This window comes from Halosimplex rubrum (assembly GCF_013415885.1).
Lineage (GTDB): Archaea > Halobacteriota > Halobacteria > Halobacteriales > Haloarculaceae > Halosimplex > Halosimplex rubrum.
The window spans coordinates 3,644,542-3,656,906 of record NZ_CP058910.1; the positions used below are offsets into that span (position 1 = coordinate 3,644,542).

General features: G+C 69.9%; 11 protein-coding genes. 7 read left to right on the forward strand and 4 right to left on the reverse strand.

All coding sequences use genetic code 11. The annotated features are described in order from the left end of the window. The first annotated feature begins 59 nt into the window (after positions 1–59). The 3 genes from rtcA to HZS55_RS18215 all read left to right on the forward strand — a co-directional run bounded on the left by rtcA (position 60) and on the right by HZS55_RS18215 (position 3,572). Positions 60–1,124: an RNA 3'-terminal phosphate cyclase gene (gene rtcA, locus HZS55_RS18205; protein WP_179908978.1), complete on the forward strand. Its 1,065-nt coding sequence runs from the start codon at positions 60–62 to the stop codon at positions 1,122–1,124. 138 nt (positions 1,125–1,262) lie between these two features. Next, a complete protein-coding gene (locus tag HZS55_RS18210; RefSeq protein WP_179908979.1) occupies positions 1,263–3,152 on the forward strand; it encodes an ABC transporter ATP-binding protein in 1,890 nt (629 codons plus the stop codon). A 270-nt stretch (positions 3,153–3,422) separates the two neighbouring features. Next, positions 3,423–3,572, forward strand: coding sequence for a DUF7563 family protein (locus HZS55_RS18215; protein ID WP_179908980.1), 150 nt, complete (start codon positions 3,423–3,425; stop codon positions 3,570–3,572). Positions 3,573–3,674: 102 nt separating this feature from the next. Here the strand turns inward: HZS55_RS18215 and HZS55_RS18220 are convergent, their stop codons facing one another. Next, a complete protein-coding gene (locus HZS55_RS18220; RefSeq protein WP_179908981.1) occupies positions 3,675–5,207 on the reverse strand; it encodes a phosphoenolpyruvate carboxykinase (ATP) in 1,533 nt (510 codons plus the stop codon). A 178-nt stretch (positions 5,208–5,385) separates the two neighbouring features. Next, on the reverse strand, positions 5,386–6,438 hold the full coding sequence (locus tag HZS55_RS18225; protein ID WP_179908982.1) for a deoxyhypusine synthase: 1,053 nt from the start codon (positions 6,436–6,438) through the stop codon (positions 5,386–5,388). A 173-nt stretch (positions 6,439–6,611) separates the two neighbouring features. Between HZS55_RS18225 and HZS55_RS18230 the strand changes: the two genes are divergently transcribed. The 3 genes from HZS55_RS18230 to HZS55_RS18240 all read left to right on the forward strand — a co-directional run bounded on the left by HZS55_RS18230 (position 6,612) and on the right by HZS55_RS18240 (position 9,638). After that, positions 6,612–8,201: a succinic semialdehyde dehydrogenase gene (locus HZS55_RS18230; protein WP_179908983.1), complete on the forward strand. Its 1,590-nt coding sequence runs from the start codon at positions 6,612–6,614 to the stop codon at positions 8,199–8,201. Between the two features lie 2 nt (positions 8,202–8,203). Next, a complete protein-coding gene (locus tag HZS55_RS18235; protein ID WP_179908984.1) occupies positions 8,204–9,280 on the forward strand; it encodes an SDR family oxidoreductase in 1,077 nt (358 codons plus the stop codon). Positions 9,281–9,422: 142 nt separating this feature from the next. Then, positions 9,423–9,638, forward strand: a complete 216-nt coding sequence (locus HZS55_RS18240; RefSeq protein WP_179908985.1) for a hypothetical protein — start codon at positions 9,423–9,425, stop codon at positions 9,636–9,638. Positions 9,639–9,651: 13 nt separating this feature from the next. On the opposite strand, the gene HZS55_RS18245 is transcribed toward HZS55_RS18240, so the two are convergent. After that, a complete protein-coding gene (locus tag HZS55_RS18245) occupies positions 9,652–10,227 on the reverse strand; it encodes a transcription elongation protein SprT (protein WP_179908986.1) in 576 nt (191 codons plus the stop codon). 86 nt (positions 10,228–10,313) lie between these two features. Beyond that, entirely contained in the window at positions 10,314–11,501 is a 1,188-nt protein-coding gene (locus tag HZS55_RS18250) for a redox-regulated ATPase YchF (protein WP_179908987.1), read from the reverse strand. Positions 11,502–11,702: 201 nt separating this feature from the next. Here HZS55_RS18250 and HZS55_RS18255 point away from each other — a divergent pair, with 201 nt between their 5' ends. Further along, on the forward strand, positions 11,703–12,362 hold the full coding sequence (locus tag HZS55_RS18255; RefSeq protein WP_179908988.1) for a hypothetical protein: 660 nt from the start codon (positions 11,703–11,705) through the stop codon (positions 12,360–12,362). Positions 12,363–12,365 lie beyond the last annotated feature (3 nt).

Below are 12,365 nucleotides of genomic sequence, written 5' to 3' on the forward strand. Positions count from 1 at the left end.
GGCGGCCGTCGAGCGCGACCACCGGGAGAGATTTACCGGACCGCGAGCTACCCCGGAGCATGCTGGAGGTCGACGGGAGCGACGGGGGCGGCCAGCTCGTCAGGACCGCGCTCACGCTGTCTGTACTCGACGACGAACCCGTCGAGATCGAACACGTCCGGGGGAACCGCTCGGAACCCGGACTGGGCGCCCAGCACCTCGCCGCGGTCGAGACGGCGGCGGCTGTCGCCGACGCCGAGGTCGAGGGCGCCGAGCGAGGGTCGGAGACGGTCACGTTCGAACCCGAAGCGGTCTCGGGCGGCCGCTACGAGGCCGATATCGGGACCGCCGGGAGCCTCACGCTGCTGTTCGACACGCTCCTCCCGCTGGCGGCGACGATCGATGAGCCGCTCACGGTCACGGCGACGGGCGGGACGGACGTGGCGTGGTCGCCGCCGCTGGCCTACTACCGCGCGGTCAAACTGCCGCTGCTCCGGCAGTTCGGGCTCGCGGCCGCCGTCGAACTCGACCGGGCCGGCTTCTATCCCGCGGGCGGCGGCCGCGCGACGCTGCACCTGTGGCCCTCCGACCTGTCACGGGTCGACCTCGCCGGGCCGCTGGAGCCGACGGCGGCCCGGGTCTACTCGAAGGCGGCGGCGGACCTTGCCGACGCCGAGGTGGCCGAGCGCCAGGCCGACGCCGCGACCGACGCGCTCCACGGGCTCGGGATCGAGACCGTCGAGCACCGGACCGGATACGTCGCGAGCGACAGCCCCGGTTCGGCCCTGGTCGTCCGGCTGGACGGGGCGCCGATGGGGACCGACGGGTCGGAGTCGGGTAGCGCCGGGTCGGGGCCGCGACGGCCGCTGGCCGGGCTCGACGCGTACGGTGCGCCGGGCAAACCGGCCGAGGAAGTCGCCGCCGAGGTCACCGACCAGGTGCGGCGCTTCCGCGGGGGCGGCGCCGCGGTCGACGCCCACCTCGCGGACCAACTGCTCGTCTTTCTCGCCGTCACCGGCGGCCGCGTCGCGGTCCCCGGGATCTCCGACCACGTCGCCACCGAGCGCGCGCTGCTGGAGACGTTCGACCGACCGGTCGGCGTCGACCGCTCCGGACCGGCCCCGGTCCTCACCGCTGATCGCTAACTGACAGGTGGCGTCGCGGGTCCGCGAGCCCGAAGCGGCCCGTGCGCGGGTCCCGGAGCGTCTCTCCGGTATCTGACCTATCGATCTTCCGTGATGCAAACGCTTTTGCGGGTCTATCGACAGTGGCGAGACGACCGAATGTCCGAGGGCACCACCGTCGCAGTGCAAGACCGTATCGACGAGGTAGAGGCGCCGCTCCGGCGGGTGTTCAGGGAGTACGGCCTGCCGCGGATCCACTGGTTCGCCGTCGCGGTGGCGATGAACCTGGTCGCGCGGCTGTCGGCGCTGGTGCCCGCGCTCGTCCTGGGGACGGCCATCGACGCGGTGTTCAACGAGACGGGCGCCTACGACCTACCGCTCGTCCCGGCGTCGTGGATCCCGAACCAGCCGGAGGCGCAGTTCTGGTTCTCCGTGTCCCTCATCGTCGCCGCGTTCGTCCTGACGGCGGTCTGCACCTGGGCGCAGGGGATCACGAGCGACGTCTTCGCCCACCGGTCGCTCCACGCCGTCCGCGTCGACACGTTCCGGCGGATGCAGGAACTGGACATGGCCTTCTTCGACGAGCAGGAGACCGGCGAGGCGATGTCCATCCTCAACCAGGACGCGACCAACCTGGAGCGCTTTCTCGACCAGGCGCTGAAGAACGGCACCCGCCTGATCATCATGGTGCTCGCCATCGGCGGGCTCCTGCTGTGGATCAACTGGCAACTCGCCTTGGTGACGCTGGTCGCCGTCCCCGTGATGGCGCTTTTCACCTGGTGGTTCAGCCGGACGGTCGCGCCGCGGTACGACGCGGTCCGTTCGAGCATCGGCGACCTGAACACCCGCCTGGAGAACTCTATCGGGGGGATGCAGCTCGTCAAGACCGCCAACACCGAGGAGTTCGAGACCGAGCGCGTCGAGGAGGCCTCCTGGAACTTCTACACCACCAACATCGACGTGCTGAAGATCGCCTTCGTCTATCGACCGGGGATGCGCATGCTCGCCGGCCTCTCCTTCGCGACGACGTTCATCGTCGGCGGCCTGTGGCTGTTCTCCGGCCCGCCGCTCTTTTTCTCCGGCGAGCTCACCGTCGGGAACTTCGTCGTGTTCATCTTCATGACCCAGCGGTTCATCGACCCGCTGGCCCAGATCTCGAACATCATCGACTGGACCGAGAACGCCCGCGCCTCCGGCAAGCGCATCTTCGGACTGATGGACACGCCGGTCCGCATCGAGGACGACCCGGACGCCGTCGAACTCGACGCCGTCGACGGCGAGGTCGCCTACGACGACGTGGCCTTCTCCTACGACGGCGAGGAGACCATCCTCCGGGACGTGAGTTTCGACGCCGACGCCGGCGACACGGTCGCCTACGTCGGGCCGACCGGCGCCGGCAAGTCCACGGCCGTCAAGCTCCTGATGCGGCTGTACGACGTGGACGAGGGCGCGATCAGCGTCGACGGCCACGACATCCGCGACGTGACCGTCGGGAGCCTCCGCGAGTCGATCGGGTACGTCAGCCAGGAGACGTACCTCTTCGACGGCACCGTCGCCGAGAACATCCGCTACGGCGAGTTCGACGCCTCCCGCGAGGAGATCGAAGAGGCCGCCAAAGCCGCCGAAGCCCACGAGTTCATCACCGACCTTTCCGACGGCTACGACACGCAGGTCGGCGAGCGCGGCGCCCGCCTCTCGGGCGGCCAGCGCCAGCGCATCTCCATCGCCCGCACCGTCCTGCAGGACCCGGACATCCTGATCCTCGACGAGGCGACCTCCGCCGTCGACACCGAGACGGAGGTCCTGATCCAGCGCTCGCTGGACCGCCTGGCCGCCGACCGCACGACCTTCGTCATCGCCCACCGCCTCTCGACGGTGACCGACGCCGAGACGATCCTCGTGCTGGAGGACGGTCGGGTCGTCGAACGGGGGACTCACCAGGAACTGCTGGAGGAAGACGGCCTCTACGCCAACCTCTGGGCCGTCCAGGCCGGAGAGATCGACGACCTCCCCGACGAGTTCGTCGACCGCGCCCGCGGCGACAGCTGACGGCCCCGAACCGGCGACGCCTGACAGCCCCGAACCGGCGACGCCTGACAGCCCCGAACCGGCGACGCCTGACAGCCCCAAACCGGCGACGCCTGACAGCCCCGTGTCACCGGTTTCGGTATCGAGAGCGTGACGCACGACTCGCGGAGACAGCCCTTCTGAGTCGAATTTCGACCGCAATTCGGGGGAATTTGGGTCCCAGGTCGGAAAACCGTCTTGTACGGATCGAGACCTGTTTTCGGACGGACGCCAGTCCGGGAACCCCTACCCATGCCAGTCTGTGCCCACTGCGACACGCACGTCTCGGAACAGTTCGCGCGCGTCTTCGCCGACGAGGGCGGCGACGTCCACGCCTGTCCGACCTGCTCGGCCAACAGCGGTATCGCCGAAGTCTCCAGGGAACGAGCGCAAGAAGTCTGATCCCCGCCGACGCTCGGCCGTCGCCGACCGCCCGGCGTCTCCCGTCGGCGACCGGCCCATCCTCCGAGCCCACCGAGTCCGCTTCCGTCCGTCGCTACCGACTCAGTAGACCGCGTTCCGGATCGCGTCGTCGAGGTCCTCGAACTCGGCGAGGTACTCCCGGCGCTCCTCTCGGAGCTCGGCTATCTGCTCGTCGGCGTCGTCGAGCGCGTCGCCCACGTCGAACCGGCTCACGTCCAGTTCCGGGACGGAGTCGGGGACGGTCAGGCCCGTGGTCGGGTCGTCGGTCCAGTCGACGCGCCCGCGACTGACTTCGCGGAGCAGGGTCACCGTGTCGTCGACGCTGACGTCGCGATCGCCGACGGACCCGGTGTTGAGCAGGTACGCGTCGGCGTCGAGGTCGGCGACGAGGTCGCGAAAGCGGTTGCCCTCCTCGCCCTCGCTGCCGACGATGAAGGGGTTGGTGCCGACGACGCGGATGGCCTCGCCCGCGCTGTCGGGGTCGCCGGCGCTCGTCTGGACGGACTCGCCGAGCATGAACGCCGCCGCGGCCTCCTCCGGCGAGAGCTTCGCCAGCGGCGGCATCGCGGGGTTGCGCGTGATGAAGAAGACCTGGTCGACCGACGGGAGGTCGATCTCCTCGTCGGCCGAGGGGAGCTGCTCGCGCAGGACGACCGCGCGACCGTTGGCGGTGTGAGCGTCGCTGTCGAAGTCGACCGTGCCGTCCTCGGCGACGTCGACGTTGTCCAGCACCGCCGACTCGTGGGTCGCGGCTTCGTAGAGGTCCGGCTGCTCGTCGTGGTCGAGACCGATGGTCTTGATGAACAGGCCCTCGCCCTCGCTGCCGGCCACGGTCCCGTCCTCACGCAGGGCGCAGACGTCGTCCTGGAGCATCGTCGCGTCTTCGGGCGCTTCGAGGCCCAGGTCGTGCGCGGTGAGCGTCGACTTGCCGGTCCCCGAGAGGCCGAGGAAGACCTGCCCGACCGTCTCCAGGTCGGCGTCGTCGGTCGCGGGCTCGTCGTCTTCGCTGCGCCGGATCCGGACCCGCTTGGTGCCGGCGTGGAGGCCGAGGCCGCCCTGGCGCTTGGCGTCGAACATGAACAGCCGCAGGAACGACTTCTTGGCCTCGCCGGTGTAGTCGGTGCCGAGGACCGCGGTGAACCCCTCTTCGGGGAGCACGCGGACGGCGACCTCGTCGGCGTCGGGGACCTGGACCGTCACGAAGTCGGGGTCGGCGTCGGCGGGGGCGGGTTCGAAGAGCTTCGCCCACGCCAGCGCGATGCGGCTGTACTCCGCCGGGACGTAGTAGCGACAGACGTAGGTGTTGTCGGGATGGCGGCCCAGTTGCCGGTCCAGACAGACCATCTCGCGGTCCGCGGCGGCGTCGACGGCCGTCTCGACGTGACCGTAGTCGGCGGGACCGAAGTCGCGGTCGAGCGCGTTCTCCGTCCGGTCGGCGTTGCGCGACCGGTGGTCGCTCACGTAGGAGGGAGAGCCGTACTCCGTCGTCGTCTCCAGGTCGACCGAGTTCTCGCGCAACGACGCGAACGACGGGTCGTACTCGACGTTGTCCGCCGATCGGGGGTCCGCGAGCGCCGCTGTCGGGGACTCCATGACCGTCCCGTGTTGTGACATCGTACCCGATCGATCACATCCGTCCGTGATAAAGATGCGATATCCTCCGTTCGTTTGCTAATCGAGCACATAGAATTAATTATTAAAACGCGAGTAAATCCTTCGAGCGCGGGCGAACGGGACGCGTGAGCGGCCGAGCGAGTGAGTAGCGGTCGTGTACCGATCGGGTGTGGGTCGCTTAGTGGTCGCCTTCGCCGCTCGCGACCCGCTCGCGCGCGGCGGCGACGACGAGCGGGAGCGTGATCGTCGCGTCGGCGTAGACGGAGGCGTTGCGGGCGGCCTTCTCCAACTTCCCCCACGAGCGCGCCTCGTCGAGCGTCGCGCCCGAGAGCCCGCCGGTCTCGGGGGAGTCCATCGTCAGCTGGACGGCGTAGTCGTAGGCGTCGGGCGCCACCAGCATCGTCTGGAGCGTGTAGTTCTTCGGGACGCCGCCGCCGACGACCATCGCGCCCGCCTTCTCGGCGTCGAACGCCTGGTCGGTGATGGTCGTCATGTCCGAGAGGGCGTCCAACGTGAACTCGCTCGTCTGGGAGTACATCCACGCCTGCAGCCCCAACACCGAATCCTGCACCGCCGGGCAGTATATCGGCACGTCGTTCTCGTAGGCCGCCGCGGCGACGCCCGCCCCCTCCTCGATGTCCTCGGCGTCGTTCACCTCGACGTTCGCCCGGCCGAGTTCCTCGGTGAACCGCTGGATGCTGACCGCACCCGTTCCGCCGTCCCCGGCGCGCTCCTCGCACTCGGCTTCGAGCGGCGGGAACACCTCGTCGCGGAGGTGGCCCTCGAACAGCGCGAAGTGCTCCTGGGGGAGGTAGACGTTGTAGATGCGGTCGACGCCCTCGTCGCGGAGGCGCTCGTCGTGCTCGCGCTCGGTCTTGCCCTCGGCGTGGACCTGCCCGTGGTGGTGTTTGCCGCCGATGGCCTCGATGGCGTCGTGGGTGAGGTTCGCGCCGGTCGTCACGAGCGCGTCGATGTGGCCGTCGCGGATGAGGTCGGCGACGATGCGGCGCATCCCGGTCGGCACCATCGCGCCCGCGAGGCCGAAGAAGTTGGTCACGTCGTCGTCGCCGAGCATCTCGGCGTACACGTCGACGGCCTCGTGGAGCGCGCTCGCGCCGATGCCGGCCGACCCGTACTCGTCGGCGAGTTCGCCGACCGTCATCCCCGCTCGGGCTTCCGCGTGGCCGATCGGGTCGTGCTCGAACGTCTCTCTGGGCGTCTCGTCGGTCATTGCTCCCCCGTCGGCCGCCCGCGCGCTTCAAGCCCGCGATCCGGAACGGTCCGTCGCGGTCCGGGGCCGTCCCCCCGGTCCGGAGGGTCGGACCGCAAGCCGGTGACGGCGGACGGCCACGAGGTCGCGGGGTCGCGGGAAACACCGAAATGGGTGGCCTCCTTGCTACCGGCATGGCTTCGTCGAAGGTCGGGTCGGTCCTGTCGGACGGTCGCCAGCGGCGCCTTCGGACGGGCGTCACGACGGTCGGCGACCGCGATTCGCTCGCTGTCCGCTCGCCGATCACCGGGGAGTCGGTCGGGTCCGTCCCGTCCTGTACCGCCGAGGACGCGGCCGCCGCGGTCGAACGAGCGAGGGAGACCCAGGCCGAGTGGGCCGCCCGACCGCTCGCCGAGCGCGCCGAAGTCCTCCGGCGGTTCGCGGACGCGGTGACCACGAACCGTTCGGACCTGCTCGATATCGTCCAGGTCGAGACGGGCAAGGCGCGGTTCGACGCCCTCGAAGAGGTGTTCGACCTCGTCGCCACCGCCGACTACTACGCCCGCGACGGGCCCGACCACCTCGAACCGACCCGGCGGACGGGCGCGGTCCCCGGGCTCACCCGCGCGGTCGAGTACGCCGACCCCGTCGGCGTCGTCGGCTGTATCTCGCCGTGGAACTACCCGCTCACGCTCGCGGTCTCGGACCTGTTGCCCGCGCTGCTGGCCGGCAACGGCGCCGTCCTCAAGCCCGCCGAGGCGACGCCGTTCTCGGCGCTCCGCGCGGTCGAACTACTCGAATCGGCGGGGCTACCCGAGGGGCTGCTCGGGGTCGTCACCGGCGACGGCGAGCGGCTGGGCGAACCGCTGATCTCCCGCGTGGATCACCTCCGGTTCACCGGCTCCACCGCGGTCGGCCGCGAGGTCGCGGCACTGGCCGGCGAGCACCTGATCGACGCCTCGCTCGAACTCGGCGGGAAGAACCCGGCCGTCGTCCTCGACGACGCCGACCTCTCGAAGGCGGTCCGCGGGCTCGTCAACGGCTCGTTCGCCAACGCCGGGCAACTGTGCATCGCGACCGAACGCGTCTACGTCGACCGCTCCCGGTTCGCCGAGTTCCGCGAGCGGTTCGTCGCCGCGAGCGAGCGTCAGTCCCTCGGCGTCGGCCTCGACTGGGGGCCCGACGTGGGGTCGCTGATCGGCGAGGCCCAACTCGACACCGTCGAATCGCACGTCGCCGACGCTCGCGAACGCGGTGCGACCGTCGAGACCGGCGGGCGTCGACGCGAGGACGTGGGCCCGTGGGTGTACGAGCCGACGGTGCTGACCGAACTCCCCGCCGACGCCACCGCGGCGAGCCGTGAGACGTTCGGGCCGGTCGTCTCGCTCGTCCCCGTCGACGGCGTCGACGAGGCGGTCGGACGGGCCAACGACACCGAGTACGGCCTCCACGCGAGCGTCTGGACCGGCGACCCCGCCCGCGGCGAACGGGTCGCTCGCCGGATCGAGGCCGGGACGGTCTCGGTCAACGACGGCTACCGGGCGATGTGGGCCTCGACGGACGCGCCGATGGGCGGCGTCGGCGACTCGGGCGTCGGTCGCCGCCACGGCCGCGAGGGGATCCGCGACTACACCGACTCGCGCACGGTCGTGACCCAGCGCGGCCATCCGCTGGCGTTCCCCGACGCGGTCCCGAACCGCCTCGCCGCCGCGGCCGCGACCGCGACGTTCGGCCCGCTGCGCTGGCTGCGCGACCGCTCGCTCCCCCGCCCGTGGAGGGAGTGACCGTGCGACTGGTGACCGGCTTCCCCGGCTTCCTCGGCTCCGCGCTCGTCGAGCGGCTGCTCGGACGGAGCGACGAGCCCGTCGCCTGTCTCGTCCAGACGCAGTACCGCGAGGCGGCCGCCCGGCGGGCCGCCACCCTGACCGACGACGCGGGGGTCCCACGGAACCGGATCCGGCTGGTCGAGGGCGACGTCACCGACCCCGAACTGGCCGTCGACGACTACGAGCGACTCCGCCGGGAGACGCGCGTCGTCTACCACCTCGCCGCAGTCTACGACCTGGGCGTCGCCCGCCCGCTGGCCGAGCGCGTCAACGTCGACGGGACCAGTCACGTCCTCGACCTCGCGGCTCGGGCCGACGCCGACCGCTTTCACTACGTCAGCACCTGCTACGTCAGCGGTCGCTACGACGGGACCTTCACCCATCGGGACCTGGCAGTGGGCCAGTCCTTCCACAATCACTACGAGGCCACCAAGTTCGAGGCCGAGCGGCTCGTCCAGGCCGCGATGACCGACGGGCTCCCCGCGACGGTCTACCGACCGGCCATCGCCGTCGGCGACAGTCGGACGGGCGAGACCCAGAAGTTCGACGGTCCGTACTACCTGCTGAAGCTGCTCCTCCGGCAGTGGCCCGTCGCCGCCGTCCCCGTGCCGCTGCGCCCGTCGGCGACGCGGCTGAACGTCGTCCCCCGCGACTTCGTGGTCGACGCGATGGCCGCCATCTCGGCCCGCGAGGAGTCGGTCGGGGAGGTCTACCAGCTCTGTAACCCCCATCCGCCGACGATACTGGAACTCGTCCGGGCGCTCGGGCGGGCGGCCGGGCGGCGAGTCCTGCCGGTCCGCGGGACGGCGAGGCTCGCCCGCGTCGCGACCGAGCGGGTGCCCGGCGTCGCCGACGCACTGGGGGTCGAACCGGCGGCGCTTCCCTACCTCTCCCAGCCCACTACGTACACCGACGAGAACACCCGTCGAGCGCTGGCCGACACGGACGTTCGCTGTCCGCTCTTCTCGTCGTACGCCGACCGGCTCGTCGCGTACGCCCGCGACCACCTCGACGAGGACACCGGCGCGATGGTTTAGAAGACTCACGAATCCGGGGAAAATGACATCTACTTCGATGTTGAACGGGCAATAACCGATGACGACTGCATGGGCTTGCGACCGGTGCTCTACGCTCCATACTAGCAATCCCAACCAATGCCGATCCTGTGGTCACAACATCATGGAACCGGTGTCGGAAGACGAACTTCGGCGTCGAAGCGACGGCATAGATGCCCCCGATACGCTCGATCTAGCTGAGATCGAGAGACCGACGTACGACGACGCTGGTGGCGACGATAGTCCGGATCTCAACCCAGACGGGTCGCTAAAAGCAGAATCCACGGAGGCAGATCAACGGGACATCCTCGATCGACTCCGATCGATCTTCCCGTGGTGAGTGCCGGCGCGGACTACTCGACCGCAAGCGCGGCGTCGCAACACGAGGACCGATACTCTTCGGCCCGTCGGACGAGTTTACAGTCGCGATAGCGGCGGGCGACCAGCGCGTCGCATGACTCACAGCGGAGGACGTACTTCGCCTCGGCAAAGCTCTCGCAGTGAATTTCGGTGTCGAGTTCGCGCGCTCGCTCCTCGAACGCCGACCCGTGCCCCGTCGTGCCGCAGCGCTGGTACTGTTCGAGGTGGACGAGTTCGTGCCGGAGCGTCGACTCCCACTCGGCGCGGTCGAAGGCGTCGAAGGCGTCCCACGTCAGCGAGAGCGTGGCCGGGAACGGACGCCCGTCGGCGACGCGACCGCCCGCGGCCTCGGCGGTCTCCCAGTCGATCGGCGTCCCGACCGCCGCCTCGGGGATATTCGGGCGCTTGAGCGCGGCGGCGCGCCGTTTCGCGCGGGTCGAGATCTCCCACTCCACGAGGTCGAAGCGCACGTCGACCAGCCACTCGCGGCGGACCTTCTTGCAATACGCGCGGGACCACGCCAGGAGGTCGTCGTGGGTGTCGATCCCGTCGTAGGGCGGCGCCGTCACGATAGCGGTGAGAACACGCGGGATCTATTCAATCGCTCGCTCCCCGGCGACCGCGCCGGGTCGCGCCGACGCGGGTCGCGGCCGGGTCAGTTCGTCGTCGTGATCTCGACCACGTCGCGGTGGTCCAGTTCGGTGTCGGCGGCGACCTGCCGACCGGAGCGGATGTCGGTCGCGTGGAGGAACCCCTCGCCGATGTCGGTGTGCAGGAAATAGGCGAAGTCCTCGGCGGTCGAGCCGTCCGGGAGGACGAAACAGTCCTGCAGGAAGGTGCCGTCCTCCTGGGGTTTCTCCGCGCCGGGGAAGACGGCGATGGCGTCGAGCACGTCGAACAGCGCGGTCTCCAGCGCGCGCTGGACGCCGGTGCCCTCGTACTCGGTGACGAACTCTCGGATCTGCTCGAGCCCCGCCTCCTGTTCGTCGCTCGGGTCGCCGACGATCTCGAACTCGGGGTCGCCCGGGCGGTAGTCGACGACGCCCTGCTCGTCGGCGGACTTGAGCGCCTTCTCGGCGTGGGCGGAGACGGGGACGAAGGTGAGGTGGTCGTACTCGTCCTCCGCGGTGATCTCGTCGAAGTTCTTCTGGGCGACCGGCTTATCCATCTTGTTCGCGGCGACGACCATCGGCTTCGTCCGCAGACGGATCTCGCGGGCGAGCGCCTCGCGGTCCGACTCCTCCCACTCGTCGGGGTCCAGTCCGAGCCCCAGCGAGAGGACGACCTGTTTGATCTCGTCCTCGTTGGTGCCGAAGGCGCTCATCTGCTCGGCGAGGTCGACCTCGATATCCCGATCCTCGCCCTGATAGCCCGACCGGTAGCGCTCGATGCCCTTCTCCAGGATATCGAGGTACCACATGTCCAGTTCCTCCTCCAGGAAGTCGATATCGTCGCGGGGGTCGTGGTCCTCGGTGGCCTCGCCCTCGATGTCGGTCTCGCCGGAGAAGTCGACGACGTGGACGAGCACGTCGGTCTCGTTGAGGTCCGAGAGGAACTGGTTGCCCAGCCCGCGCCCCTCGTGGGCGCCCGGGACCAGCCCCGCCACGTCGACGAGTTTCGTCGGGACGAACCGGGTTCCCTCCTCGCAGTAGCCCGTGTTGGGCGTACAGGAGTGCTCGAACTCCGGGGCGGCGCAGTCGACGCGGACGTACGCCTCGCCGACGCTCGGGTCGATCGTCGTGAACGGATACGCGCCCTCCGGCACGTCGTTCATCGTCGCGGCGTTGAACAGCGTCGACTTGCCCACCGAGGGCTTGCCGACGAGTCCGATGCGGTAACTCATTGCCCGCAGTATCCGAGCGGCGGGCTAAAGCGTTTCCAATCGGATACGTCCGATCCGCCGTTTTCGTCCGTTTCGAGCGTCGTGAGATAGTTTCACAATGTACGTATCGGGTGTGGGGTAGTACCACGGCGGCCCCAACGTGCGGGCCGAACCGGCCGGTGGCTCCCGGAAGCCTATACCGGTCGAGACGGAATCGGGGATATGCGCCGCAGAGCGGTCCTCGCCTCGCTGGGCGCCTCGACCGCGCTCGCCGGCTGTCGAGGCCCCGGTTCACCCGACCGGACGGCTACTCAGACCGAGACGCCGCCGACGTGTGCGGAGCCCGGACCGCGACGGGTCGAACTCGCGACGGCGGCGACGATACCCGATGAGATCGGGGTCTCGGCGACAGTCACGGCCGAGCGCGAGCGGTCGACGGCGGGGGCGCCGGCGCGGGTGGCCGTCGCGCTTCGCAACGACGGACCGGACCGCGAGATCGACGTGGCCGACGACGGTCGATGCCACCTCCTGAACCGGGACGCCGCCCGCAGCGACCCGAACGGCCTGTGGCTCTACCGAGCGAACGACACGCCGACCGACCGCGCGGGCGAGTGCTGGACTCGCGATCTGCCGCCGCGGGACGGCGTCGGGTTCGACGGCTACGGCTGCGGAAGGTATCCCTTCGGGTCCGGCGAGACGGTCGCGACGACCTACGAGGTCTGGGACGACTACACCGTCGACGGCTACCTGCGGCCGGGAACCTACCGGTTCGACGTGTCGGTCGCGCTGTGGACCGAACCCGCCGAGGAGGGCGGAACGAACTCGGACCCGACCGTGGTCGACTGGTGGTTCGAGCTGTCCGTCTCCGACGCCGACGGGTGACCG